The sequence below is a fragment of the Bacillus sp. RC251 genome (assembly GCF_044908765.1).
Taxonomy (GTDB): Bacteria; Bacillota; Bacilli; order Bacillales; family Bacillaceae_G; genus Bacillus_A; species Bacillus_A wiedmannii.
This window is the reverse complement of sequence record NZ_JBIYDP010000017.1, coordinates 1-25,798: the sequence shown is the minus strand read 5'-3', so window position 1 is coordinate 25,798 and position 25,798 is coordinate 1. Positions and strand designations below refer to the sequence as shown.

Sequence of the window (25,798 nt, the reverse complement as noted above, 5' to 3'; positions counted from 1 at the left end):
AACTATGGTTAATCAACGTATAAAGGAAATAACACTAATTACAATTGGTTCATTATTATTCGCAATTGGTATTAATTACTTTGCAATTCCAAACCGTTTATCAGAGGGTGGGATTATTGGTTTAACGGTTGTTACGTACTATTTATTTGATTGGTCACCGGGGATTGTAAACTTTGCTATAAATGCAATTTTACTAGCTATTGGTTATAAATTTTTTGATAAGAAAACGATGGTTTATACAATTTTAGGGATTGTAGAAACATCCTTGTTTTTATATGTTACGGAACATATTGAGTATCATGTAAATAGTGATACGTTATTAGCAGCTCTATTCGCTGGCTTATTTGTCGGTGTCGGATTAGGCTGTATGTTCAAAGCTGGAGGTACATCAGGAGGATCGGCAATTTTAGCTCGGTTAGCCAATCAATATTTAGGATGGAGCGTTGGTAAAGGCGTACTTATTATTGATATTGTGGTAATTGCTGGTTCTGTATTTATAATAGGGCAAGAAAAAGCAATGTACACACTTGTTGCGGTATTCATCGGAGCGAAAGTGATTGATTTCATTGTAGAAGGAATGGATACAAAAACAGCTGTTACAATCATTTCAAATCAACCGGATTTAATCCGTGAAACTATTACGAAAAACATGACACGCGGTGTTACTGTATTAGAAGGACGCGGCGGATATACTGGTAAAAATAAAGAAGTATTATATGTTGTTATAAATAAACAAGAGCTTGTTAAGTTAAAGCAGGTTATTAGTCGAGTAGATGAAGATGCTTTCGTTGTTATTCATGATGTACGCGATGTACTTGGAGGTGGCTTTAAAGCGAGCTAAAAGGTGAACGAGTAAATTCGTTCACCTTTTTTAATTCTTACAATAATGTAAGTGTAATGTAATGAGATTCAATAGTAGATTTTATTCCTTCTTTTTAAAATAGATGTATATATATCCTGCAGAGGAGGAAGATTGATTATGAAGAAAAAAATGATCACTACTATAATAGCGATGATAGTGATAGTAGTAATGTTACTGCCTACGAAACTTGGACCAGTTATCGATAAATATAATCCACTTTATAAGACGAAAGAATACTATACGGTCGTGAATACAATTGGTCAGCATATTGGTGATGAGTGGTATGAATATGAATTTATTGCATTTGACGAACGTGGAAGAGAACAAAAAATAAAGAAGACTGTTAAGCATATGTTAAAGAGAGATGAAGCGTTAAAGGTGTATGCAAAAGGACGCTACGGAGAGGCGATTGAAGAAATTGAAGCTGTAAATATTCCTATTAATGCGAAGAGTAAACTTTTAACGATGAGATAGCAGATTATACCCCCACCTATTTTTTGTCGAAAATAAAAATACTAGGTAGGGGTATTTTAGGGTTCATGAAAGAGCCTTAGTCCATATGGACTAAGGCTCTTTTTGTTATATAAAGGGGAAGGGGGTACATTGTAGTAGCATGAGTGAAAGGTATAAGAAGAGTAGCTACTAGCAATGTAATTTGGTTATGTGAGTGTTCTTCTTATTTGGCTTGCTTTCTAACTTTATTGTACGAGATATAGGTAAGAGAAACTATCGAATTACATTACACATAGCTTACAAACATGTAAGTCTTCTGTAATGTAATTCGATGGTTAAAAGATAGTGAATTTCATATAGTGTAATTAGAAAGTCTCACTGTATTACTTTCTGTTTGTAATATTAATGAAGAATGAAAAACCAACTACTTTTTAATAGCCCTCATCTGTATTTAGATGAGGCTCTTTTTATAAACCTTACAACATTGTAAGGTTTACGTAAGTTAATTCGATAGTAAATTTGTCATATTTTTTGCATAATAGATACAAATAGATAAAATAATTAGGGATATAGTAAGAAGGGAGAAAAATGGGATGCGTAAAGAAGAAGTAGTGAAGTTTCCAATTAAAGATTTCTGTAGCTACTTTACTGTTGCCGTAGTATGTATTGGATTATTTGATATCATAACAAACTTAATTGTTAAATAATATAGATGATAAAACAAGAAGGGAGATCCTTTCTTGTTTTTTTTATGGGGGCATAAAGATGAAATGGATTGATAGTCATATACATGTTGACCAATATAAGGATGAAGAAAAAAGTAGATTACTTAAAGATGTGGAACATAGTAAAGAGATACAGGGGCTTATCGCGGTATCTATGAATTATCAATCATGTAAAGAAACTTTATCTTTAGCAAAGCGATATCCTTTTGTACATCCAGCAATAGGTTTTCATCCGGAGCAACCGATTCATAAAGAAGAATGTGAGCAAATTTATAAATTAATTGAAGAGCATGTAGAAGACATAGTTGCGATTGGTGAAGTAGGCTTACCGTATTATTTAAGAAAAGAAGATGAGCGTATTACTATCAAATCATATATATCAGTGTTACAACGATTTGTTGAACTAGCTAGTAAATATGATTTACCGATTATATTGCATGCAGTGTATGAAGATGCTGATATTGTATGTGATTTACTAGAGAAATATAAAGTTTCACGTGCACACTTTCATTGGTTTAAAGGAAGTGAAACAACAATGAAACGGATGATGAGGAACGGTTATTATATTTCTATCACACCAGATGTTTTACATAAGGACAAAATTAGAAAAATTGTTTCGTATTATCCACTTGAATATATGATGGTAGAAACAGATGGACCGTGGGAATTTCACGAGGATGTTATGACGCATCCGAGAATGATTCGAGAGGTATTAAAGGAAATTAGTGTTATAAAAAACGTATCTGTTAATAAGGTTGCGAAAACGATATATGAAAATACGATTCAATTTTATTTGAAAGGATAGGAGCGTTACTCTTATCCTTTTTATTATGGATATTTTTTCTAAAATTTTCTATAATTTATGATGTGTTTAATTTGATGAAGAAAGTAGGGGAAGAAAATGGGGAGAGCATATAAAAAAATGGCTATTACAATGATGGTCGGTGCACTTTCACTTGTAGTGTTTGGGTGTGAGGCAGAAAAAAAGGTTATAAACCCAAACACAACACAGGAAAAGAAGGAAGAACAAATTGATCCAGTAGTTGAAAAACAGATGAAAGAAAATGAGGAAAATGGGAATACGGTTGGAAACAGTTCTAATAAAGGGAAGATGGCAGAGAGTGATGGATGGGTTTACTATGCAGTAAATGGTAATAAAAATACAGGAGGCATTTATCGTACGAAAGATCAATTTCAGACTTCGGAACGTGTAGTGGAAGGTGTAAATGCTTCTTACATAAATATAAAAAACAAAGCTTTATATTTTATTCATACGGATGAAGATAAGAATGCGGGATTATCTTCTTTAATGAAGTATGATATAGCTAACAAAAAGCTAGACACTTTAAAAGCGGATACAAATTATGTTTATATAAAAGACCAAACTTTATTTTATCCGAAAAAATATTCTGAGCATGGTGGTTTTGATATTGTAGGGATAGTAAAAATGGATTTGAAAACGGGGCAGGAAGAAGAAGCGGCATTTAAAAACTCAGGTTGGTCTCAAACGATAGACGATAGTATTTTACATTGGAATAAAAATCGTGGAACACAAGTGACAAAAGATAATAAAACTTGGTCAAAAGAAAATTATGCAACAATATCTAGTGCTACTTATAATAATGAAAAATTATATGCTGTTGTCGACTTTTCGTTACCTTTTGAAACAAATGAAGCTGAGCATGGCATATATGAAATAGACATTCAACAAAATAATGAAAAGCTATTAGTAAAGGATGCCTTGCAGATGAATGTGAAAGGGGATACCTTTTATTATTTAAAAGAGGATGGAGTATATAAGAAGAAAATGAATGGCGGAAATGAAAAAGTAATTTATAATAAAGCGGTTGAACCAACTAAATCCTATTTATATTTTGTAGCAGGAGATATGTATCTTTATACGGATAATGGAACTATTTTAAATCTAGATACAAAGAAATCAAATGAAGTAAAAGATAAGAAGCTAGTAGATGAGGTTATGTTACAGAAAGTATGGAATGCACAAAAGGAACTTACTAATATTCAAATGGCTGCACTAACAGGAAACCCAAAACGAGTAGGGGATTTTTCGTACGGGGAATTAGTGAATCCTGCTTATAATACAAAGGACACTTTAGAGGCCACGCTATCTACGTACTTCTCAAAACCATTTATAGCAGAGTATATGAAGAGTAAGTATATTAAAGAGTTAAATGGAAAAATGCACTATGCTGTTGGAGATCCAGGATCAAAAGCAGCAACTAAATTTACAAAAATTATTTCTGCCGAGTTAAAGGATGGAAAAATAAAAGCGCAGGTAGAAACGTATAATGACTATGATAATGTAACAGAAAAAGTAGAAGTTGAATTTATTTATGAAAATAATCAATGGGTTATTAATAATATGCCGCGTTTTGGTTTAAGTTAAAAAAACCACCAAGCATTTTGCTTGGTGGTTTTTTTAGGATTCTAATTTTTTCGCACGTCTTAATAACAATAGAAAGACAATGATGAAGAAACCAAGTATAAGGAAGAATCCATATTGTTTTATATAATCCATTACATAGCTTGCGCTTGTTGGTTTTTCAACGTGAATGCCGTCTTTATTAGTAGTAATATGAATATCTTGCATTTTCACTTCATTTGCTTCTTTTTGTAAATCAATCCATTCTATATTTGGAATGCTTTCTAGATCCTTTAATACTTCTTTTAATGGTTTTACACCTAAGTAAGGATGATAGAATGCACCAATAACTCCATCGGATAATTTAGCAATAGATACAGCACGTTCCTTCATCTTTGCAATAGCATGTGGCTTATCTTCTTCAATAAAGCCAACTGTTTCAGGCATTAATTTCATCCCGTGTAAAAATGATGGGGTACTTGTATAGAATGGTGAGTGCATGGATTTCCAAGTTGTATCACTTAACTGTAGTTGTCCTACATAAGTTGAAAAGTACCTTGATAATATTTCATATCCTTTTTGAGACATCGTGTAATGAGGTGCTTCAAATGCGACAGGATATAGTTTGGCATCTACAAGTTCTTGAATACCTTTTTCAATATGATCGGTCGTATACTTTTCTTCAAACTCTTCCCCTTTTTTTACATATGCATTATATGCTTCGATATTAGGGAAGTCATCTTTTGTTTTTGGTTTTTCATGCTTCGGTTGACGAATTGGTTGATCTGTTTTTACGTCCCAAAATTCAAAACCTTCCCCAGTTTCACTATCATAAAATTGATGCGTATAACCATGCATAATAATTGCTGCACCATCATCTTGCATAGAGCGTAAAAGATCGACTAGTTCGGGTTTATCTTTTAAATGCAGTGTTTTACCTGTATCAGGATCTTTATATACAGGAATAACAGTGATCATGTAAGGAATCTTTTTCTCTTTTAGTAATTCAGCAATTTCTTTTAATTGATTTATATCTGCGGCCGGATGAACGTCCTCAAGACGCAAATAAGCCTCTACTTTATTTGTCGTTGGCTTTTGTCCAAAGTAAGAAAATAACATTTCACCAACGTAATGAGACATCCAGTCAAAGAGGTGTGGCGTTGCGACGTAATAAGATGTTTCATGCTGAACGATTAGTGGGTTCTTGCTATTTGAACTTACAGCGTTAGCAAGAACAGTTCCATTTGTATCAAAAGATTGAATCAATCGTTCCTCTTCTAAAGTGTTTTTAAGCTTATGGCTTGGATATTCGATTTTATTAACTCGTATATCATCAGCCTTTAGGGTAATGAAAGAAAAGCGATGAGATAATTGTTCAACATTTTGTCCTAAAACTAATATTGGGCCTGAGAAATTTTCTAGAAGTTGCTTTGTTTCAATAGGAAACTCTTCTTTTTGTTCACCGATATAAACAATATGTGTATAAGAAGATGAATTAGTAATTTCATTAGCCTTTTTTAAACTTTTCGTAGTTATATCGTTTGTAAAATGTCCTAATTGGGTATTAAGAATTTGAATATTATTTGTAATTTTATCGTCTTGTGTACTGTATAAAACAAGTACTTTTGGTTTTGATGATGTTTGTGCAGAGGTGTGGATAGGGATAAGTAGTAAAATGCTGAACAAGAGTATGATGCATTTTTTCATTTGGTCTGCTCCTATTCTATATGTAGACTTCAATTTACAATTATATACAAAAAATACGTTGTAGTCTATGAAAGTTACATTTTTGCACGTATTTACCAGCTGTTTTTTCACAAAATCGGTCTAAAGCATGATGATAATATATATAGTTATTTGCTATGATAAAAGGGTAAGAGAATGATAGAATGTGGGTAATTGTAAAGGGAGGAAGGCTGAAAGGGGACAAATTTCAGCGGAGAAAGAGGTAGTGGTAGTGAAGAAATTCTTTGTAGGATTTTTAGTTGTTCTTGGGGTGTACTTATATTTCCAAGGAAAGTCTGAAGGAATGGGCAAGTTAGTGAATGAGACAAGCTATGTTGACTCAGAAGAAGCAAAACAAATGAAACAAATTATTATAGAGGAAGCAAAGAAAGTCAATCTTCCAGAATGGATACCTCTTACAATTGCTGAACATGAAAGCCGGTTAAATCCAAGAAGTATTGGAGATAACGGAACTTCATTCGGACTGTTTCAATTGCACCGTGGCGGTGGGCTTGCACCAGATCATTTAACTGATGAAGAGTTGAAAGATCCGCGCACAAATGCGCAAATTGCAATGCCGCATTTAATGAAAGGATATAAGCGCGGGGTGCAAAAAGGTTTGACTGATTTTGCATTACTAAAATATGTAGCAAATACATCTGGATGGCCAGGAAATTTAGGGCCAGAGTGGACGGATAATAACATGAAGTATAACATCGGATTAGAAGATGTGTACTATCGAAATAAAGGTGTAATCAAAGAGTAGGTTTTCTATACCTACTCTGTTTTTTTATGAATAATTGCATCTTTTTCGCTCGTGAAGTACTGCACGAGTTGTATTTTCACGTCTTTTAGTTTTGTAGAAACTTGCGGTATTTTATATCCTACATATAATGGTGAAACGACGAATCTAGGAACAACTTTACAAATGATTTTTCCGTTTAAGTAATAGAAGAATAAGTTATAACTACTACATCCTTTATGGAAATCTGTCAGTATGTAACGTACAGTTTGCTGAATATAATTTGCCAGTTCATCTATGTATCCAATATCTGCAATGATGATATTAAATTCAGTAAAACCGATAATAGGACGATCTGAAATATTGAGTTCAATGCGTTCGTTTTTTTGTACAATGACTCCTCGGAAGTTGTCCTGTTCTACGTTACCGAGATAGTCTACATATTTCATTCCGATAATCTGCATGTGTGCATGATGCAAACTCCCGCCTGAGAATGGACCGTGATTTTTGTATAAAATCACAGATGTGAATTCTTCATTCTTCTGTAAGTCTAACCAATGTTTAATGGAGAAACGAATTAGCGATCTCATATGTTCTTCTGTATATGTCGCAATGTGGTCTTTACAATTATCGGTTTCGATTAGCACCGTTTGAAATGTATCTTTTAATGTAGGGAATTTGTTTTTCAGCCAAATAATTGAGCCCTCAGTTGCTAAAATATCCGTTAAATTTTCTCTGTCACAAAAAGGACATGCAGCGCTTCTATTCCGAATGCTTTCTGGTTTTTGTTTGCCAATATCGTTTAAAAAGTATAGTTGTTGTGTATCCATTTGTATATATGCCCCTTTAAAATATGTGTAAAAATCCCGCTTAATACATTCGGGAAAAGGAGAAGGAAATCCTTTAAAAGGAATAGGAAAAATAAAAGACAAGATATCCTCATTACAATAGGGTACCTTGTCTTTTATTTTTTCTTTAATAATGTGTATGGATAATATAAATCATTTTTATTATGTTTCTTTTTTCTATTTTTTATTGTGTATAAGGCAATTGCTGTACTTGCGATTACAATAATGGCTTTCTTCATATTCATTTACCCCTTTTTTATTGTTGGTTTAATTCTTGGCTAACTGCTTTTGCATCAACTAGAGCATGTAAAATCATTTTTACCATGTTCATCATATTCCTTCACTCCTTTTTATAGTTCATTTAGTTCTTTTACAACTGCTTGTCCGTTCACTAATACCTCAAAGATTGCTTTTACGATTTCTTTCATCATGATCGTTTCCTCCTTTTGTTTGGCTCTCTTGTTTACATCTTTATTGTATAGGGAGGCATCTTTTCGTACTATCGCTTTCCATTACGTGAACATAACAGTTTTGTAAGATTTGATGTCACTTATTGAAATGTTTAGCCTATCTTCATTATTTTCAGAAAAATGACTATTCAAACATGAAATGGGAAAGTATAATAAAGAAGTAAGTATTAAATTTCGTACGAAAGAGGTGAATGAGATGAAACGTTCTTTAGCTGCACGTGCCAAATTTTTAGATTATATCTATTTTTGTCGTGCGATTTTTCATGATGTAGTTGTTAACGGGATACGTCTGTCCTTTTTTAACAATTGCATAGTAGCTATTGAACGATAGAAATCTCTTCACCCATTTTTAATAAACGTGTGAAAAGGGAGCTATTTGGCTTCCTTTTTCTATGTCGAAAACCATGGGGAATGTTTCTTTCCCATGGTTTTTTATATTGAAAGGAGTACGGAAAATGACAATTTGTAGTGTAAATAATGTAACGAAATCTTTTGGTGGAAACATCATATTTGAAAATATATCGCTTGAAATAAAGAATGGTGAACGTGTTGGATTAGTTGGTCGTAACGGTAGTGGGAAGACAACAATCTTTCAGCTTCTAACTGGAATGGAAAGTTTGGATGCAGGAGCCATTCATATGAAGAAAGGTACACGTATTGGTCATGTGGCACAAATTCCGAAATTTGATGAGGGTATGACTGTATATGATGTATTGAGTTCCGCTTTTAAAACAGAAAAGGAATTAGAAAGAGAAATGCGTGCTTTAGAAAAAAATATGGCGGAAGAACGGGAACCATCTGCTTTACAAAAATTAATGGAGAGATACGGAGTAATCCAAGAAAAGTTTGCGTTTCTTGGTGGTTATGAAATAGAAGCGAACTTGATGAAGGTAGCAAATGGTCTACAGGTGACAGAATTATTCCCTCGACCATTTCTGGAGTTAAGTGGTGGGGAACAAACAAAAGTAAGCCTTGCATACATGCTATTGCAGAAACCAGATTTACTTCTATTAGATGAACCAACCAATCATTTAGACTTATTTGCCGTAGAGTGGCTAGAGCAATTTTTAAAAGAATACAATGGAACGGTTATGGTCATTTCACATGATCGCTATTTCCTTGATGAAGTTGTAACGAAGATTTTTGATTTAGAAGATGGAGAGATTCACGTGTATCATACGAACTATTCTCAGTTTGTTGACGAAAAGGAAGAACGGTTACTTCAGGAGTTTCAGGCTTATCAAGAACAGCAAAAGAAAATAAAGAAAATGAAAGAAGCAATTAAGCGACTACGTGAATGGGCAAATCAGGCGAATCCTCCGAATGAAGGATTGCATAAGAGAGCGAGAAGTATGGAACGTGCACTGGAACGTATAGAGAAACTAAAGAAACCTATTTTAGAACGAAAACAAATGGGACTTCAGTTTGAAGGCCAAGAGAGAAGTGGGAAAGATGTTGTTGTAATGAAAGAAGTGAGTAAAGGGTTTGCTGGCCATCCTTTATTTAACGAAGCGAATTTACATGTTCGTTTTCAAGAGCGTGCGGCGATCGTTGGCCGTAATGGTACAGGAAAGACAACGCTACTAAAGTTATTATTAGAAGAAATAAAACCAGACGCTGGAGAAATTCGAATTGGTAGTAGTGTGAAAATCGGTTATTTATCACAGCATGCGTACGGAAATATGAAGAGTAATGTATTAGAGGCTTTCAGGGAATATGTAGCTGTAACAGAGGGAGAAGCGAGACATATATTAGCTAAGTTTTTATTTTATGGTCCAGCGGTGTTTAAGAAAGTAACGCAACTGAGCGGTGGAGAAAAAATGAGATTAAGACTTGCGCAACTTATGTATCAAGATATCAATTTTTTGATTTTAGATGAGCCGACAAACCATCTCGACATTGAATCAAGGGAAGTTTTAGAGGAAGCTCTTGAGCAATATAATGGGACGATTTTAGCTGTTTCACATGATCGTTATTTTTTAAATAAGTTATTTGAAAAGATGTATTGGATTGATGAGCATAAATTATTTGAGTTTGCAGGGAACTACGCATGGGCTCGTCAAAAGTGGGAAGAAAAGCTCGAGAAACAAGTAATAAAGCAGCAACGCCAAGGAAGAAAAAGTATGGCAACAGCTCCTGTAAAAAAGAAAGAAGTTAGGAATGTTGAGGATATTGAAACGGAGTTAATGCATGTAGAAGAGGATATATATATGCTTGAGTGTAAGATGGAACATGTAGTTGATGTTGAAATGTTTGAACAATTGTATGAAGAAAAAACGAAGAAAGAGTTGTTACGAGCGGATTTATATAATGAGTTAGAGAATATTGTGGAGTAAAGAAATTAGAATGAAAGAGCAAGTTGTTTTCTCATATTTTGAGGAGGGCTTGCTCTTTTTGTGTAAGAAAAGAGAAGTAATTGGTATAATTTTCTTGTTGTTACAATAAAGAGACATATTTTAGGTTATTAAAACGTGAGGAGAATTTTATGTTAGGATACGCGCGAATAGCTACGATCGTCATGATTTGTTTTGTTTACGCAAACCATGTTTCACGTGAAACAGCACATTTGCAATTTTTTGTGGGTACAGCACTTTTTATTTATATTGTGAATCACATTTTGCTAGTAAAAGTGAATGGAGGTAAAAAACTTGTTTTTTATACAATATTAGCGAATGGGATAGTCACAGCTTTATTAGGTTTTTTATTTCCCGAGACATGTTTATATTTAATTATATTTGGAATTGATGCAGTAGGGCTATTTATTCATGAATTTCGTAGAAGCATGAAGTACTTTTTTATTACTTTTTTCTTTCTTTGTTGGCTTATAAATATATTACATGCGTATCAACATACAGGTAGTTTAGAATTGGAGAGTAATGCCATTAATTTCATGTTCATCGTTTTTAGTGCTTTAGCTGGAAGTTTAATAAAAAAACTTACAGCTGCTCGGAAAATGGTAGATAAGCAATATGAGGAATTAGCATTATCTCATACAGCTCTAAAAGAAGCGCATGAACAATTACGGTTATATGCTAAAGAGGTGGAAGAATTGACTGCTGTTCGGGAGCGGAATGATATTGCCCGAGAAATTCATGATACAGTTGGTCATAATATGACTGCCTTACTTGTTCAATTACAACTGGCAGAGGCTTTGTGGAAACAAAAATCGGACACTACGGAAGAGGTTTTACATACATGTCATGGGCTAGCTAGAAAATCACTTCAAGAGGTGAGAGCTTCTGTACACGCCTTAAAAGAAGAAGGTAAACTAGGGAACATAATAGAGAATATGCGTGAAATGTTACATGGATATTCTAAAGCGACGAAAGTACAAGTATCTTTTCAATTACAAGGGGATCCGGTTTTGATTCCGTTGTCACTACAACCCACACTGCTCCGGGTTATGCAAGAGTCTTTAACGAATGCAAAGCGGCATGGGAAAGCGAGTTTATGTGAAGTGAGTTTAACTTGTTCGACGAGACAAGTTAAACTATGCATTTTGGATAATGGCGTGGGAGTTAACGAGGTAAGCCCAGGTTTTGGTTTACTTAATATGAAAGAACGTGTAGAGGAACATGGGGGAGCTATTCAATTTGAAAGTGAGATAGAAAAAGGCTTTCAGTTAAAGATTGAATTTCCACTTCAGGAGAAAAAGTGGATAATAGGGGGAACTGTATGATTCGGATTATGATTGTTGATGATCAATCACTCATTCGTGATGGCTTAGCGATGTTGTTAAATTTACGTTCGGAACTTGAAGTAGTGGGAACAGCTACTGATGGAGACGAAGTGATACAAAAAGTGAAAGAGCTACATCCTGAAATTATTTTGATGGATATTCGGATGCCTCGTATGAATGGTGTTGAAGGAACACGTTTAGTTAGAGAACAGTTCCCTCATATAAAGGTTCTTATGTTGACGACTTTTAGTGATAGTGAGCTTATTTTTGAAGCATTGGAGCAAGGAGCAAGTGGTTATTTATTGAAGGACATGGAGACAGATGCAATCGCTCAAGCAATTTTAACGGTGCATAGTGGAGGGGCTGTGCTTCCTCAGGATATAACAGCGCAAATCATAAAAGAATTAAAAAAGACAAAAGTAGCAGTAGAGTGCACCATACCAGAACAATTAGCGCAATTAACTGAGCGGGAAGTAGATGTTTTAAGAGAAATTGGACTTGGTTTAAATAATAAAGAGATTGCGGAAAAGCTATTTATTACAGAAGGAACTGTTAAGAATCATGTTTCTAATTTAATTAGTAAGTTAGAACTGAGAGATCGAACGCAAGCAGCCATATACGCAGTAAGGTATGGCATCACGATGTACACATGACTTTTGGCATATATAATTGTGAAAAAGCAGCAAAATTTGCTGCTTTTTTATTTTGTATTTCTATCTCAAGGGTGATGGAGAAGAGAAGGGATTTTTCTACAATGAAATTGTAAATGAATGCAAAGGGGCTGAATCAGTATGTTAGTCATAGATCATATTACGAAATCATTTGGTAAGAAGGAAATCATAAAGAATGTTTCTTTTGAAGTGAAAAAAGGTGAAACATTTGGATTGCTTGGTCCAAATGGAGCGGGAAAATCAACGACGATATCAATGATTTGCGGGTTAATTCCATACGATAGTGGTGATATCAAGGTTGGTGGGAAATCTGTAAAAGAATATCCATTAGAGGCGAAAAAGAAAATTGGTATTGTTCCGCAAGATATTGCGTTGTATCCGACACTTTCAGCGAAGGAAAATTTGGTTTTTTGGGGAAAGATGTACGGTTTAAATGGAAAAGTTGCAAAAGAGCGAGCGGAGGAAGTATTAGCTTACGTCGGTTTACAAGACCGTGGAAAAGATAAAATTGAAACATTTTCAGGTGGAATGAAAAGGCGTATTAATATTGGTGCAGCACTTATGCATGAGCCAGAGTTATTAATTATGGATGAACCGACAGTTGGGATTGATCCGCAATCGAGAAACCACATTTTAGAGACTGTTAAAAAGCTAAATGAAAAAGGGATGACAGTTATTTATACGAGTCATTACATGGAAGAAGTAGAGTATTTATGTGAAAGAATTGCAATTGTTGATCATGGAAAGTTAATTGCATTAGGAACGAAAAGGGAGCTATGTAATCGCCTGGCAGATGGGTTTATAGTGAGATTGCAATTAAATCGTTATAGTACGGAATTGCTACAAAAGTTGAAAGCACTATCTGTTGTTGAACGAATTATTTTTGATGAAGATAATAGTACGATTGATATTGGACTAAATGGTGGCGACTCCATTGGTACAGTTGTGTCAGTAGTTGTGGAGAACAACGCTCAGATTTTAAAGCTTGAAGTGCAAGAACCGAATTTAGAGGCACTCTTTTTACAATTAACAGGACGTTCACTTCGTGATTAAGGAGGTTAGTGCGGGATGAAAAGTTTTATTATTGCATGGAAAGATTTAAAAATACGTTTAATTGATCGGCGTGGATTTATTATGATGTTAATTATGCCGCTTTTATTAACAGCGATTTTAGGTTCAGCGTTAAGTAATATATTTGATAATGGTGGACTACCAAAAACAGTGATTGGCTATTATCAAGAAGGAACTGATGAGCTCGCAGATGTCTTTCAAAAAGACGTATTGCAATCTAAAGAATTAAAAGATGGTGTGAAAGTAAAGATAGTTAATTCTCAGGAAGAGCTTGAAGGTATGTTAAAGGAAAAGAAAATCGATGTGGGAATTGTCATCCCAAATAAATGGAGCGAACAAGTACAAGATGGAAAATTAAAAGAACCAAAGGTTTTTATAGACCCATCAAAAGATATACAAGCGAAAATCGCTGAATCAATGATCCGTTCTTTTTCAGAGCGTGTTCAAACAGTTGTGGTATCTACTAAAAGTGTTGTGACGGAATTAGCAAAGTCTCAGCATAGTAATGTGGAACAAGTTGCAAAAGAAGTGAGTGGAGATTTACAAACAGTAGCAACTTCGGGTGCAAATAACATTGAAAAAGGAACGATAGGTAAAAAAACAGTTGCAGCGATGCAATATTATGCAGCAGCGATGTTAGTCATGTTTTTACTATATAACATAACAGTAGGTGCAAAGTCAGTTGTAACAGAGCAACGAACTGAAACATTGGCGCGTTTGTTCAGTACACCGACGAGCTCATTTTCAATTTTATTCGGGAAGTTTTTAGGTACATTATTATTTGCTTGTATACAATTAGGAATGTTTATAGTTGCTACACACTTTATGTTTCAAGTGGAATGGGGTGGAGACTTGTCCCAAATAGTAGTGGTGGGAATGTCTTATGCAATTTGTGTTTCTGGTTTATCTATGTTAATTGCAGCTTTTATTCGTGAGGAAAAAACGGCAGATGTAATGGGAGGAATCGGTATTCAAATACTCGCTATATTAGGGGGATCGATGTTACCGATTTACGTATTCCCTGATACACTTCAAACCATTGCGAATGTTGCTCCGAATAAATGGGCACTTACGAGCTTCTTAAATATTATGTCGGGAACACCTTGGGATGTGTTACTCCCTGTTATTTTTAGTTTATGTAGTGCGGGAATTGTCTCCGTTATGATAGGAACATTACGTTTACGTACGAGATAGGAGGGGGAAATGATGAAGAAGGTTTGGGCGCTTTGTTGGCTAGAGTTAAAACAAATTTTAATAAAACCACAAAGTTATATACTCATGTTTGGAATGCCTATTATTTTTACACTCATTTTCGGCGGACTTTTAGGTGGAAGTGGGAATACGAAAGTAAATGTTAGCTTAGTAGATGAAGATGGTTCTACATTATCTACCAAGTATTACGAGGACATAAAGAAAAGTGACTTAATTTCTATAGAGAAGGTAACGTATAAGGAAGGAAAACAGAAGATTGAAAACAAAAAATCATCCGGCATAGTTATTATTCCGAAAGACTTTCAAAAGAGTATGCTAGATGGAAGGATAGAAAGTATTCAGTTTCAAGCCAGTGCTGATTTTACTGGTGGAACTTCTGTAGAGCAAGTATTGGCAAGCGCGTTAAAAAAAATGGAGATAGAAGTTAGCGCAGCGAGAGATTTAGAGAAGAAAAGTAACACTTCGTGGGAAACAATGTATAAAGAAATTTATACAAAAGTAGAACCTGTTTCGATTCAAAAAGAGTCAATTTCACATGATGATCAAAAGTTAAATGACGTTACAGGACGAGCGGCAGGCTTTTCAATTCTATTCGTTATGATTGTTATGTTAAGTGCGACGGGGACTATTTTGAAAGCTAGACAACTTGGTGTTTGGTCTCGTTTATTAGGAACGCCGGTTTCAAAAGTTCAAATATTAGCAGGGTATATCCTATCGTTCTTTTTAATAGGTTGGATTCAATTCGGTGTTTTAATGATATCAACGTATTCCTTATTTGATGTGCAGTGGGGAAATTTATTAGGGGTTATTATACTCGTTTCCGTATTATTATTAGCTGTCATTGGTCTAGCCTTATTATTAGCAAGCATCGTAAAAACAACAGAACAACAGTCAGCGCTAGGGAATATCGTTGTGATTTCAACATGCATGATTGGTGGTCTTTATTGGCCGATTGAAATTGAACCAGCATGGATGCAAACGGTAGCAAACTTTGTTCCACAAACTTGGGCGATGCGTGGCTTTACGGAGTTAATTGTAAGGGGAGGTACATTGGCAGATATAGGAGGATATATTGGTATACTCATTTTATTTGCAGGGGTCTTTTTCATAATTAGTTTAACAAGAATACGTTACGACTGAAAAAAACAGAGTTACAGCTTTACACGCTGAACTCTGTTTTCTTTTTGTGTGGTATCTTCTTTTGTTGAAATGATAATAGCGATCCCGAGCATAATAAAAAAAGATAAAAAGAGGACGAACTTTGGGAAGAATGGGAATAGTAATAGCGCCCCGACTATCATAATGGTTAATAACACGTAGTGCAGGACGTATTGGAATAGGTTGTCCATGTTTTCGCCCCCTTTTTGGTAATTGGTTATTAGTAGTCTATGTTTCATATGGAACGAATAGAAGTGAATTTTTAATTTTGTAATAAGAAATAAAAGAGAGTGATTGACATGTTTAAAGGAAAGGAATAATCTTGAAATTAATTCATACTATTTTTATAGGAAAAATAAAGATAGTTACAGAAAGGAGGCCTATGTTCCTACATCTTTAAAAATTAGGAAGGTAAAGGTGAGAGTGCAATGAAAAATGTTTTTAAAGGAGCACTTGCTACATTTCTTAGTGTGTCAGTATTACTAGCCGGATGTGGTCATGAGGAAGCAAGTACAAATGAAGCCGGGAACGTACCAAAAGTAAAAGATGAATTTATTAAGGCGAGCGACAAAGCAAAAAGTCCTACAAAAGTAAATGAAAGAAAAGATACTTTTGTAGTTGGAATGCCGAGTCCTGGAGGGATATTCCTTCCGCACTTTATGGAGAATGGATGGGATGGTAATATAACGCAAGCTATCTTTGCGCCCCTTGTTGGGCTGGATAAGGAAGGAAAGCCAATTCCAATATTAGCGAAAAAGTGGGAGATTTCGGAGGATCAGCTTACATATACATTCCATTTGAAGGATGATTTAAAGTTTAGTGATGGTTCACCGTTAACTGTAGATGATGTAGCATTTACATTAACGTTATTACATGATCCAACTTATAGTGGTGCGACTGATATAAGCCAAACAGCAATAAAAGGTGGGCAAGCTTATAAAGAAGGAAAGGCAACCTCTATTGAAGGAATTCAAATCATTGATCCGAAAACAATTACGATTACGACTGAAAAGGTAAATGCTCAAACATTATCATTAATCGGTGGAGAAGTTATATCTAAAGCTTATTATGGGAGAGAGTATAAACAAGGACACTTGGAGTACTTAAAAGAGTTATATGGAAAGCCGGTGGGAGCAGGAGCTTATAAATTGGATAAATATATTCCTGGTCAAGAGGTTCGATTTGTAGCAAATGAAAATTATTTTGAAGGAAAACCGAAGATTGAGCACTTTATTTATAAAATTACAAAGGGTGATACGAAGTTACAACAATTTCAAGCAGGAGAAGTAGATTATGATGGTTTTACGACAAACGTGGAGACCATTGAGCAATTAAAAGATTTAGGTTTTGCTAATATTAATGTGTATACGGGAAGCTCTTATGGCTACATTAAAATGAATTATAAGAAGCCATACTTTAAAGATAAACGTGTCCGCCAAGCATTTATTTACGGATTAGAGCGTCAAAAGGTTATTGATACGTATTTCCAAGGATATGCGTCACTCGTTAATGTACCGATTACGCCAGTTTCATGGGCGTATACAGAAGAGGGCATTAATAAATATGAGTATAATTTAGAGAAGGCGAAGAAATTACTGGATGAGGCTGGATGGAAAGCGGGTTCGGATGGAATTCGTGAAAAAGATGGACAAAAATTGAAAGTAAGTTATTTTGCCTCATCAGCAAGTAAAATAAATGATGTAATGATTCCTGTGATGAAAGAAGATTATAAAAAGTTGGGTGTAGAGTTTAACCCAGAATATATGGACTTTAATACGATGATTTCAAAAGTGATAAAAGGTGATTATGATTTAGCGATGGTATCTACGCCAATGATTGATGATCCGAGCGGAACGATTGAAGAGTTTGTTTCAACAAGTAAACGAAATTATGATGGATATTATAATCCGAAAGTAGATGAATTAGCTAAGCAAGCATTAGAAACGTTGGATATTGAAAAGCGAAAAGAAATTTATAAAAAGTTATATCAAGAATTAAGTGAAGACCCGCCTGTAATCTTCTTGAATAATAGCAAAGTGGTGTCTGCACATAATGCACGAATTCAAGGATTACAAGAAGATAACTATAACGGTATTTTATTAAGTTTACCTAAATTAAAGATAGAATGATAATTTTGAAAAAATTCTAAAAATATTTATTTAGAAAGAATTGACAAAATATAACGGAAGATATAAGCTAATAACCATAAAGTCTACCGGAAAGGTCGGAATAGGATTGTTACCCCTCAAAAACATCTATTTTCTTACGAATAAAACCGACTTTTCCGATTGGCTATAAAATATTGCTGTGGGAGGCATACATAAGGCAAGCAGTTCATAAGGTTTAATTATTAAAAAAGTTAGGGTGGGGACAATGAAGAAAAAGACAAAAAAATGGGCTGGTGTATTTTCAGTATTATTGAGTAGTTTGCTTGTGTTATCTGCTTGTGGGGGACAGGAAGATACGGCTTCTACAGAACCGGTAAAAAAGCAGGATTTAAAAGACGCTAAGATTGAATCAATTCCAGCTACAGATAAAAAGAAAAGTCCAGAGAAAGCAAATCAGCGAAAAGATACTTTTATTACAGCCATTTCTAAGCCAGGGGGAGTTTTCCTTCCGTATTTTCAAGATAATGGTTGGGATGGAAATGTAACGTCTGTTATTTTTGCGTCATTAGTAACAACAGACAAACAAAGTAAACCTATTCCGGATCTTGCAGAAAAATGGGATATTTCTGCTGACCAGTTAACATATACATTCCATTTACGTAAAAATCTAAAATTTAGTGATGGTTCGCCTTTAACGGCGGAGGACGTAGCATTTACATTAACACTACTTCATGATAAAGCGTATGAAGGTGGAATGGATATTGCACAGTATGCTGTTAAAGGTGGAAAAGAATATAAAGAAGGAAAAGCAACTTCTATTGAAGGAATTCAAGTTGTTGATCCACAGACAATTAAAATTACAACTGAAAAAGTTAATTCACAGGCGCTAACTAATTTAGGTGGTCCAGTGCTATCAAAAGCTTATTATGGAAAAGATTATAAACAAAATACAAGTTTAGACTATTTAAAAGCATTATATGGGCAACCAATTGCAGCGGGTCCATATAAATTTGAAAAATATGTTCCAGGTCAAGAAGTACGCTTTGTTGCTAATGAAAATTATTATGCAGGTAAACCAAAAATCAAAAACTTTATTTACAAAATCACATCAGGTGATACTGGATTCCAATTATTCCAAACAGGTGAACTGGACTATAGTGGATTTAGAGCGAACCCTGAAAATATAGACCAATTAAAAGGATTAGAGTTTGCAAATATTAATCTTGAATCATCAAGTGATATTGCTTATATCTATGTAAATAATAAGAAATCGTATTTGAAGGATAAGAAGGTGCGTCAAGCACTTACTTATGGATTAGACCGTAAGAAGTATGTGGATACAGCTTTACAAGGATATGGATCTGTTGCTAACGTACCAATTGCGCCAGTTTCATGGGCATATACAGAAGAAGGTATTAATAAATATCCACACGACGTAGAAAAGGCTAAAAAATTATTGGATGAGGCTGGTTGGAAAGTAGGTTCTGACGGGGTTCGTGAAAAAGATGGTCAAAAACTAAAATTAACATACTACGCATCAAATACAGGTAAAACAAATGATATCTTTATTCCAATTGCAAAAGAAAGTTACAAAGAAATCGGTGTTGAATTAAATCCAGAGTTGATGGACTTTAATACGATGCTTTCAAAAGTAGGAAAAGGTGACTACGATTTAGCGGCAGTTTCAACACCAGGAATTAGTGATCCAAGTGAAGTTGTAAGTGATTACTTATCAACTAATCCAAAAAGTGATACGGGTTATAACAACCCGAAAGTAGATGACTTGATTGTAAAAGGTATAGGGACGACAGATATTGAAAAACGTAAAGCAATTTATAAAGAACTGTATAAAGAGTTAAGTGATGATCCACCAGTTATTTTATTAAACTATCGTAAACTACTTTATGCTCATAATGCACGTATAAAAGGAATTGATCCAGAAAAGTACGATAGCATTAGTTCCAACTTACCAGTGTTATCTATTGAACAATAAGGGTTGACCTAAATAATAGAAGGCGTTTTTTCATACAGCGATGGGATAGTAGCTGTTTTGAAAAAATGTTCTTCTATTTTTAAGTAAATAGGATTGGGGAGACAAAAGGTGAAAACATATATCGTTCGTAGGTTCCTTCAAATGATCCCTACATTGTTTGGTACATCTATTATTATTTTTTTCTTATTTGCACTTTTGCCGGGGGATTATATTGATTCAAATCCTAAGTTAACACCAGAGAGAGCTCAAGAGTTAAGGGAATTGTATGGCTTAAACAAACCAATTATTGAAAGGTATTTTCATTGGTTAGTGAATGCTTTGCATGGTGATTTTGGATTTTCTCTACAGTATCAAGAACCTGTAACTTCATTACTTAATAAATTTATTTGGAATACATTTATCGTTGCTGTTGCAGCTTTATTTTTCACTTGGATTATTGCTCTTATTATTGGGGTTATTTCTGCAACAAAGCAGCACTCTTGGTTTGATAGATTGGTAACAATCGGTGTCTTTGCAGCAATGTCATTTCCATCATTCTTTATCGGATTATTTTTAATTAAATTATTAGCAGTTGATTTAAAGTTATTACCTATTGGTGGCATGATTGATATTGGAAGTAACTCAACAGGAATAGCATACATATTAGAAGTATTACGTCATATGATTCTACCTGTATTTATTTTAACGCTTCTTGGTGTAGGGTCATTAACACGATATTTTAGAACTAGCATGTTGGATGTTGTTAGGCAAGATTATATTCGTACTGCTCGTGCAAAAGGTTTAAAAGAAAGAACCGTTATTTATAAACATGCATTGAAAAATGCAATTTTGCCAGCAATTACATTACTTGCTTTTGAATTACCTGGTTTATTTTCAGGAGCGATTATTATTGAACAGATTTTTAATTGGCCAGGGATTGGGAGTATTCAATTAGAAGCATTAAACTTCCGTGATTATACGGTATTAATGGCCTTTACAATGTTTCTTTCTTGTTTAACAATTATGGCTAATTTCTTAGCTGATATTGTATATGCGTTTGTTGATCCAAGAATTCGATTGAAGTAAGGGGGGAAAGATATGGAGACTATTACACCAATAATAGAGAAAAAGAAAGAACAAAAAAAGAGAAATGAATCATCACCATGGCGTCAAGCGTATAAAAAAATTAAGAAAAATAAGATGGCACTGTGTGGCTTATACGTTTTAATATTTATGTTTTTATTTAGTTTTATCGGTCCAATCTTTTCGCCGTATGCTGATGGGAAAGTACAAGTAACACAAATTAATAAACCACCCAGCCTGTCACATTGGCTTGGAACAGACCAGTTGGGACGGGATATTTTAACTAGACTTATGCAAGCAGGTCGTATTTCATTAACAATTGGTTTAGCGTCGATGCTATTATCCGTTATACTAGGAGCTTTATTAGGAGCAATTGCTGGTTTTTATCGAGGGGTTGTAGATCATTTAATTATGCGTGTTGCGGATGTGTTAATGTCCATCCCGGGATTACCGCTACTTATTATAATGGGAGCAATTTTATCAGAATGGAAATTACCATCGGAATACCGTTTATATGTTGTAATGATTATTTTAAGTTTAGTAGGATGGCCAGGACTTGCCCGGCTTGTGAGAGGACAAATTTTAACATTGCGAGAGCAAGCCTTTATGCAAGCAGCAGATGTATTAGGATTAAAGGATTCTCGGAAAATTATTCATCATTTAATTCCTAACGTCTTTCCGTTGCTTATTGTTGTAGCAACTTTGGGTGTTGCAGGTTCAATTTTGAGTGAATCCGCGCTAAGTTACTTAGGTCTCGGCGTCGTCCCACCTACACCATCATGGGGGAATATGATTAGCGCAGCTAACTCATTAATTGATTTCCAAAAGCGGCCGTGGTTATGGATTCCGCCTGGTTTCGCAATCTTTATAACAGTTGTATCAATTAATTTACTTGGTGATGCACTTCGTGATGCGTTAGATCCAAAGATGAGACGGTAGGTGAGAAGGTATGAGTAAAGCGGTAGTAGAGCTGAAAGACTTACAAACACACTTTCAGACAGAAGAAGGAACAGTAAAGGCTGTGAATCATGTTAGTTTTACAGTTCGAGAAGGTGAAACGGTTTGTGTTGTAGGCGAATCGGGTTGCGGGAAAAGTGTAACAGCTTTATCTATTATGGGACTTATTGCTGAATCAGGCAGTGTAGTAGGTGGAGATATCTTATATGAAGGAAAAAGTCTTTTAGGAATGAAAGAGAAAGAGCTTCGTAGTTTACGAGGCAATGATATTGCGATGATTTTCCAAGAACCGATGACATCGCTAAATCCGGTCTTCACTGTAGGAGAACAAATTGTAGAGACGTTAAGGGAGCATGAACTGCTTAGTAAAAATGAGGCGTATAAGAAGGCAATTGAGTTAATTCGTAAAGTCGGTATAGCTCGTGCGGATGAAATTGTCCATTCTTATCCACATGAACTGAGCGGTGGTATGCTACAACGTATTATGATTGCTGTTGCACTTAGTTGTAATCCGAAGTTATTAATTGCGGATGAACCGACAACGGCTCTTGATGTTACGATTCAAGCACAAATATTGGACTTATTAAGGCAAGTAAAAGAGGAATTTAAAACATCTATTTTATTAATTACACATGATTTAGGCGTTGTAGCAGAAATGGCGGATTACGTTGTCGTTATGTATGGCGGGAAAGTGATTGAAGAAGCGCCAGTACTAGAAATATTCCAAAATCCGAAACACCCGTATACGAAAGGTTTGTTGAAATCAAAACCAGTGATGGGAAAACGAATAGATAAACTGTACTCTATTCCAGGGCAGGTTCCTAATTTAGTCGGTTTGGATGAATTTTGCTACTTTAGCGGTCGTTGTGAGCATTGTATGGAAATATGTAAAGAAGAAGCGCCAAATCTGAATGTACATGATGAGAATCATAAAGTAGCTTGCTGGTTATATGAGGAGCGTGCGGGACAATGAGTGAACCATTATTAGAAGTAAAAAACTTAAAAACATATTTCCCAATTAAAGGCGGCATATTTAGTAGAACGATTGGACATGTGAAAGCAGTTGATGGAGTAAGTTTTACTATTAATAAAGGCGAAGTGTTCGGTCTCGTTGGTGAATCAGGAAGCGGAAAAACGACGATAGGAAAAACAATTTTACGTCTCGTTCAAAAAACGGAGGGAGAAGTGAAGTTTAAAGGACACGATGTTCATTCTCTATCAAAAGAGGAATTGAGAAAACATCGTCCTAATATGCAACTCGTGTTTCAAGATCCATTTAGCTCATTAAATCCGAGAATGAGAATTGGAGAGGCACTTGGTGAACCAATGTTGGCTCACGGACTAGCGACGAAAGAAAATGTTCGTGAAAAAGTGACAGAAGTATTAGAGTTATGTGGCTTAGCCCCATATCATATTGACCGGTATCCTCATGAGTTTTCTGGTGGACAACGTCAGCGTATCGTTATCGCAAGAGCTATGGTATTAAATCCGGAATTTATAGTAGCTGACGAACCTGTGGCAGCACTAGATGTATCTATTCAAGCACAGATCATTAATTTATTTAGTGAGTTACAGGAGAAAAAGGGACTATCTTATTTGTTCATTTCTCATGATTTAAGCGTAGTAGAGCACTTATGTACGAAAATTGGAATTATGTATTTAGGAACGATTGTGGAAACAGCGCCGCGTGATGAGTTATTTACGAACCCACTGCATCCGTATACAAAAGCATTGTTATCAGCTGTGCCAATACCAGATCCAACAGTGAAGCGAGAGCGGATTATACTAGAGGGTGATATTCCAAGTCCAGCAAATCCACCTTCGGGTTGTCGCTTTCATACACGTTGCCCGTTTGCAACAGATATTTGTAAACAAACGGTACCAGAATTCCGTAATGTTGGTGAAGAGCATTTTGTTGCTTGTCATCATGTATAAAAGAAAAGGACCCTTTCAAATTGAAAGAGTCCTTTTTTTATTTACTAGATGAAGTTTGTTTCAATACAAATTTCTCGATTGCGTGAGCAACACCATGCTCATTATTTGTTAATGTTACGACATCACATAGTTTTTTTACATCTTCTTCAGCATTTCCCATTGCAACTGATAAGCCAGCTACTTGTAACATTGGCACATCATTAAAGTTGTCCCCGATCGCAATAGTATCTTCAATTGGTATATTGAAATAAGTAGCCATTTCTTGTAGACCGTTCCCTTTATGACCATGCTTATCCATAATTTCTACATTAGTAGGAGCTGATGCCGTAACTGAAATATCAGTGTCTTCTTGTAACATGCTTAATAGCTGTGCACGATGCGCTGCATTAAATGTCAAAATGAAGAATTTAGATATTTCTAATTCTGGATTATTTACAACATCTTCGATTTTTTGGAAATCAGTAATTAAGTTTGATTTTTTTTGTTTTTCTGTAATTCTTTCAAGTTCCTCAAGTGTAACATCTAATGCGTGCTTGTTCTCCTCGAAAGCTTGCATAACTTGATCTTGCCATGTATATGGAGAATAAACTCCTTTATTCGTATATAGCTTATAAGGAAAACCTTCAGATTCTAGTAATTTTGCAAGCTTGTATACTGTATCATTTTGTAAACAACGCGAGTTAATTACTTTTCCATCCACATAAACAATTGCCCCATTGCTCGCTCCAACTGGAAGAGATAATTTATATTCTTCCAATAATTTTAAAGCATCCTCTTTTGCACGACCGGAACAGATCATGACTATATGACCAGCCTCTTTTGCAGCTTGGATAGCTTGTAAGTTCTCTTTGGATATTTCAAGATTAGATGATAGTAGTGTACCATCCATATCTAATGCGATTAATTTCAAAATGACCACCTCTTTGCTTTTATTATACATAGTTATATAGAGGAAACATATAAACTTATCTTGGAAAGGTTGTATTTTATCCCGTTTTAATGGTCGGGCTGCCCATAAAAGTTCGATTGGTGAGGGCTGATTAAATTTTCACTTTATCTTGAATAAATCGTTAGTGAAAATTTGATAGATTCCAACGTATTTATTCCAATATGTACTTTAATTTGTAACAAAAGTAGGAGAGAGTATGGGTATATTTCGTTATATGACTGTAATATTACAATAACATTACAAACATAGAGTTAGTAGAAAGTGCATTAAAACAGGGTTTTTAAGGGTGTTTATAAAAAAACGTAAAAAAAGTGTAATAAAATTTACGTAATTATATTGCAACGTAACAATAGTTATGTTACATTAGTGTTACAAACGTTACGTTAATAACTTTAATGTAACGCTAACATAAAAACTATGAAATAAACATTTCTTAGAAATTACATATAGATAACTTATTAAAAAGGAGGATACATAAAATGAAAGAGCAAGTATTACAAGTAACAAAAGGTGACTTCGTAGGATCAGCAAGTGGAGCAGTAGTATTAACAGCATTAATCGTATTTCTATCAAGCGTATTAGTATAATAGAAGTTTTGTAATAAAAGAAAAAGAGAGGAGAATGCAAAATGAAAGAGCAAGTATTACAAGTAACAAAAGGTGACTTCGTAGGATCAGCAAGTGGAGCAGTAGTATTAACGGCATTAATCGTATTTCTATCAAGCGTATTAGTATAATAGAAGTTTTGTAATAAAAGAAAAAGAGAGGAGAATGCAAAATGAAAGAGCAAGTATTA

25 protein-coding genes are annotated in these 25,798 nt (G+C 34.7%); 20 read left to right on the top strand and 5 right to left on the bottom strand.

What is annotated here, in order from left to right:
• The first annotated feature begins 4 nt into the window (after positions 1-4).
• From ABH961_RS27545 to ABH961_RS27530, 4 genes are all read left to right on the top strand, one after another.
• Complete coding sequence (locus tag ABH961_RS27545) at positions 5-841, top strand: YitT family protein (RefSeq protein WP_000248044.1); 837 nt, start codon at positions 5-7, stop codon at positions 839-841.
• Between the two features lie 138 nt (positions 842-979).
• The gene (locus tag ABH961_RS27540) at positions 980-1,336 is read left to right on the top strand and encodes a YxeA family protein (protein WP_048563001.1); all 357 of its coding nucleotides are present in this window, start codon (positions 980-982) and stop codon (positions 1,334-1,336) included.
• A 744-nt stretch (positions 1,337-2,080) separates the two neighbouring features.
• Positions 2,081-2,845, top strand: coding sequence for a TatD family hydrolase (locus ABH961_RS27535; RefSeq protein WP_098048790.1), 765 nt, complete (start codon positions 2,081-2,083; stop codon positions 2,843-2,845).
• 96 nt (positions 2,846-2,941) lie between these two features.
• Positions 2,942-4,447, top strand: a complete 1,506-nt coding sequence (locus ABH961_RS27530; RefSeq protein WP_098079936.1) for a DL-endopeptidase inhibitor IseA family protein — start codon at positions 2,942-2,944, stop codon at positions 4,445-4,447.
• Positions 4,448-4,480: 33 nt separating this feature from the next.
• Here the strand turns inward: ABH961_RS27530 and ABH961_RS27525 are convergent, their stop codons facing one another.
• The gene (locus tag ABH961_RS27525; RefSeq protein ID WP_098079938.1) at positions 4,481-6,130 is read right to left on the bottom strand and encodes a DUF2334 domain-containing protein; all 1,650 of its coding nucleotides are present in this window, start codon (positions 6,128-6,130) and stop codon (positions 4,481-4,483) included.
• A 250-nt stretch (positions 6,131-6,380) separates the two neighbouring features.
• On the opposite strand from ABH961_RS27525, the gene ABH961_RS27520 reads away from it, so the two are divergent.
• On the top strand, positions 6,381-6,914 hold the full coding sequence (locus ABH961_RS27520) for a transglycosylase SLT domain-containing protein (RefSeq protein ID WP_048542991.1): 534 nt from the start codon (positions 6,381-6,383) through the stop codon (positions 6,912-6,914).
• Between the two features lie 11 nt (positions 6,915-6,925).
• On the opposite strand, the gene ABH961_RS27515 is transcribed toward ABH961_RS27520, so the two are convergent.
• Complete coding sequence (locus ABH961_RS27515) at positions 6,926-7,720, bottom strand: DUF4931 domain-containing protein (RefSeq protein ID WP_255258500.1); 795 nt, start codon at positions 7,718-7,720, stop codon at positions 6,926-6,928.
• A gap of 134 nt (positions 7,721-7,854) precedes the next feature.
• A complete protein-coding gene (locus tag ABH961_RS27510) occupies positions 7,855-7,983 on the bottom strand; it encodes a hypothetical protein (RefSeq protein ID WP_002006681.1) in 129 nt (42 codons plus the stop codon).
• 421 nt (positions 7,984-8,404) lie between these two features.
• Between ABH961_RS27510 and ABH961_RS27505 the strand changes: the two genes are divergently transcribed.
• From ABH961_RS27505 to ABH961_RS27475, 7 genes are all read left to right on the top strand, one after another.
• Positions 8,405-8,539: an RAxF-45 family protein gene (locus ABH961_RS27505; protein WP_046956655.1), complete on the top strand. Its 135-nt coding sequence runs from the start codon at positions 8,405-8,407 to the stop codon at positions 8,537-8,539.
• Between the two features lie 124 nt (positions 8,540-8,663).
• Positions 8,664-10,544, top strand: coding sequence for a ribosomal protection-like ABC-F family protein (gene abc-f, locus ABH961_RS27500; RefSeq protein ID WP_098079940.1), 1,881 nt, complete (start codon positions 8,664-8,666; stop codon positions 10,542-10,544).
• Positions 10,545-10,693: 149 nt separating this feature from the next.
• Positions 10,694-11,887 carry a sensor histidine kinase gene (locus ABH961_RS27495; protein WP_098079942.1) on the top strand — a complete coding sequence of 398 codons (1,194 nt, stop codon included), beginning with the start codon at positions 10,694-10,696 and terminating at the stop codon, positions 11,885-11,887.
• Positions 11,884-12,540, top strand: coding sequence for a response regulator (locus ABH961_RS27490; protein WP_098079944.1), 657 nt, complete (start codon positions 11,884-11,886; stop codon positions 12,538-12,540). The genes ABH961_RS27495 and ABH961_RS27490 overlap by 4 nt, the downstream gene beginning before the upstream one ends.
• Before the next feature lie 138 nt (positions 12,541-12,678).
• A complete protein-coding gene (locus ABH961_RS27485) occupies positions 12,679-13,611 on the top strand; it encodes an ABC transporter ATP-binding protein (RefSeq protein ID WP_000960158.1) in 933 nt (310 codons plus the stop codon).
• A gap of 15 nt (positions 13,612-13,626) precedes the next feature.
• The gene (locus tag ABH961_RS27480; protein ID WP_098079946.1) at positions 13,627-14,823 is read left to right on the top strand and encodes an ABC transporter permease; all 1,197 of its coding nucleotides are present in this window, start codon (positions 13,627-13,629) and stop codon (positions 14,821-14,823) included.
• A 12-nt stretch (positions 14,824-14,835) separates the two neighbouring features.
• Positions 14,836-15,981: an ABC transporter permease gene (locus tag ABH961_RS27475; protein WP_098048794.1), complete on the top strand. Its 1,146-nt coding sequence runs from the start codon at positions 14,836-14,838 to the stop codon at positions 15,979-15,981.
• 11 nt (positions 15,982-15,992) lie between these two features.
• Here the strand turns inward: ABH961_RS27475 and ABH961_RS27470 are convergent, their stop codons facing one another.
• Complete coding sequence (locus ABH961_RS27470; RefSeq protein WP_141497539.1) at positions 15,993-16,190, bottom strand: hypothetical protein; 198 nt, start codon at positions 16,188-16,190, stop codon at positions 15,993-15,995.
• 237 nt (positions 16,191-16,427) lie between these two features.
• Between ABH961_RS27470 and ABH961_RS27465 the strand changes: the two genes are divergently transcribed.
• The 6 genes from ABH961_RS27465 (at position 16,428) to ABH961_RS27440 (ending at position 24,054) form a co-directional block, all read left to right on the top strand.
• Positions 16,428-18,128, top strand: a complete 1,701-nt coding sequence (locus ABH961_RS27465) for an ABC transporter substrate-binding protein (protein WP_098079948.1) — start codon at positions 16,428-16,430, stop codon at positions 18,126-18,128.
• 244 nt (positions 18,129-18,372) lie between these two features.
• Entirely contained in the window at positions 18,373-20,100 is a 1,728-nt protein-coding gene (locus ABH961_RS27460) for an ABC transporter substrate-binding protein (RefSeq protein WP_141520061.1), read from the top strand.
• Positions 20,101-20,208: 108 nt separating this feature from the next.
• Complete coding sequence (locus tag ABH961_RS27455) at positions 20,209-21,165, top strand: ABC transporter permease (RefSeq protein WP_048542900.1); 957 nt, start codon at positions 20,209-20,211, stop codon at positions 21,163-21,165.
• A 12-nt stretch (positions 21,166-21,177) separates the two neighbouring features.
• Positions 21,178-22,101, top strand: a complete 924-nt coding sequence (opp4C, locus tag ABH961_RS27450) for an oligopeptide ABC transporter permease (protein WP_098079950.1) — start codon at positions 21,178-21,180, stop codon at positions 22,099-22,101.
• 10 nt (positions 22,102-22,111) lie between these two features.
• Complete coding sequence (locus ABH961_RS27445) at positions 22,112-23,092, top strand: ABC transporter ATP-binding protein (protein WP_000030797.1); 981 nt, start codon at positions 22,112-22,114, stop codon at positions 23,090-23,092.
• Positions 23,089-24,054: an ABC transporter ATP-binding protein gene (locus tag ABH961_RS27440; protein WP_001294493.1), complete on the top strand. Its 966-nt coding sequence runs from the start codon at positions 23,089-23,091 to the stop codon at positions 24,052-24,054. Before ABH961_RS27445 ends, ABH961_RS27440 begins: the two co-directional genes overlap by 4 nt.
• A gap of 37 nt (positions 24,055-24,091) precedes the next feature.
• Here ABH961_RS27440 and ABH961_RS27435 read toward each other — a convergent pair whose 3' ends face one another.
• Positions 24,092-24,964: a Cof-type HAD-IIB family hydrolase gene (locus ABH961_RS27435; RefSeq protein ID WP_141520062.1), complete on the bottom strand. Its 873-nt coding sequence runs from the start codon at positions 24,962-24,964 to the stop codon at positions 24,092-24,094.
• Between the two features lie 518 nt (positions 24,965-25,482).
• On the opposite strand from ABH961_RS27435, the gene ABH961_RS27430 reads away from it, so the two are divergent.
• Both ABH961_RS27430 and ABH961_RS27425 read left to right on the top strand, forming a co-directional pair.
• Positions 25,483-25,590 carry a DUF3948 family protein gene (locus tag ABH961_RS27430; protein WP_000664237.1) on the top strand — a complete coding sequence of 36 codons (108 nt, stop codon included), beginning with the start codon at positions 25,483-25,485 and terminating at the stop codon, positions 25,588-25,590.
• A 41-nt stretch (positions 25,591-25,631) separates the two neighbouring features.
• Positions 25,632-25,739: a DUF3948 family protein gene (locus ABH961_RS27425; RefSeq protein WP_000664237.1), complete on the top strand. Its 108-nt coding sequence runs from the start codon at positions 25,632-25,634 to the stop codon at positions 25,737-25,739.
• Positions 25,740-25,798 lie beyond the last annotated feature (59 nt).

What these genes read in the sequence shown, in the direction of transcription:
- ABH961_RS27480 (WP_098079946.1), top strand. Translation starts at nt 13,627, where the DNA reads ATGAAAAGTTTTATTATTGCATGGAAAGATTTAAAAATACGTTTAATT.
- ABH961_RS27460 (WP_141520061.1), top strand. Translation starts at nt 18,373, where the DNA reads ATGAAGAAAAAGACAAAAAAATGGGCTGGTGTATTTTCAGTATTATTG.
- abc-f (WP_098079940.1), top strand. Translation starts at nt 8,664, where the DNA reads ATGACAATTTGTAGTGTAAATAATGTAACGAAATCTTTTGGTGGAAAC.
- ABH961_RS27505 (WP_046956655.1), top strand. Translation starts at nt 8,405, where the DNA reads ATGAAACGTTCTTTAGCTGCACGTGCCAAATTTTTAGATTATATCTAT.
- ABH961_RS27485 (WP_000960158.1), top strand. Translation starts at nt 12,679, where the DNA reads ATGTTAGTCATAGATCATATTACGAAATCATTTGGTAAGAAGGAAATC.
- ABH961_RS27530 (WP_098079936.1), top strand. Translation starts at nt 2,942, where the DNA reads ATGGGGAGAGCATATAAAAAAATGGCTATTACAATGATGGTCGGTGCA.
- ABH961_RS27510 (WP_002006681.1), bottom strand. Translation starts at nt 7,983, where the DNA reads ATGAATATGAAGAAAGCCATTATTGTAATCGCAAGTACAGCAATTGCC.
- ABH961_RS27445 (WP_000030797.1), top strand. Translation starts at nt 22,112, where the DNA reads ATGAGTAAAGCGGTAGTAGAGCTGAAAGACTTACAAACACACTTTCAG.
- ABH961_RS27545 (WP_000248044.1), top strand. Translation starts at nt 5, where the DNA reads ATGGTTAATCAACGTATAAAGGAAATAACACTAATTACAATTGGTTCA.
- ABH961_RS27540 (WP_048563001.1), top strand. Translation starts at nt 980, where the DNA reads ATGAAGAAAAAAATGATCACTACTATAATAGCGATGATAGTGATAGTA.
- ABH961_RS27470 (WP_141497539.1), bottom strand. Translation starts at nt 16,190, where the DNA reads ATGGACAACCTATTCCAATACGTCCTGCACTACGTGTTATTAACCATT.
- ABH961_RS27535 (WP_098048790.1), top strand. Translation starts at nt 2,081, where the DNA reads ATGAAATGGATTGATAGTCATATACATGTTGACCAATATAAGGATGAA.
- ABH961_RS27425 (WP_000664237.1), top strand. Translation starts at nt 25,632, where the DNA reads ATGAAAGAGCAAGTATTACAAGTAACAAAAGGTGACTTCGTAGGATCA.
- ABH961_RS27440 (WP_001294493.1), top strand. Translation starts at nt 23,089, where the DNA reads ATGAGTGAACCATTATTAGAAGTAAAAAACTTAAAAACATATTTCCCA.
- opp4C (WP_098079950.1), top strand. Translation starts at nt 21,178, where the DNA reads ATGGAGACTATTACACCAATAATAGAGAAAAAGAAAGAACAAAAAAAG.
- ABH961_RS27525 (WP_098079938.1), bottom strand. Translation starts at nt 6,130, where the DNA reads ATGAAAAAATGCATCATACTCTTGTTCAGCATTTTACTACTTATCCCT.
- ABH961_RS27495 (WP_098079942.1), top strand. Translation starts at nt 10,694, where the DNA reads ATGTTAGGATACGCGCGAATAGCTACGATCGTCATGATTTGTTTTGTT.
- ABH961_RS27475 (WP_098048794.1), top strand. Translation starts at nt 14,836, where the DNA reads ATGAAGAAGGTTTGGGCGCTTTGTTGGCTAGAGTTAAAACAAATTTTA.
- ABH961_RS27515 (WP_255258500.1), bottom strand. Translation starts at nt 7,720, where the DNA reads ATGGATACACAACAACTATACTTTTTAAACGATATTGGCAAACAAAAA.
- ABH961_RS27430 (WP_000664237.1), top strand. Translation starts at nt 25,483, where the DNA reads ATGAAAGAGCAAGTATTACAAGTAACAAAAGGTGACTTCGTAGGATCA.
- ABH961_RS27490 (WP_098079944.1), top strand. Translation starts at nt 11,884, where the DNA reads ATGATTCGGATTATGATTGTTGATGATCAATCACTCATTCGTGATGGC.
- ABH961_RS27465 (WP_098079948.1), top strand. Translation starts at nt 16,428, where the DNA reads ATGAAAAATGTTTTTAAAGGAGCACTTGCTACATTTCTTAGTGTGTCA.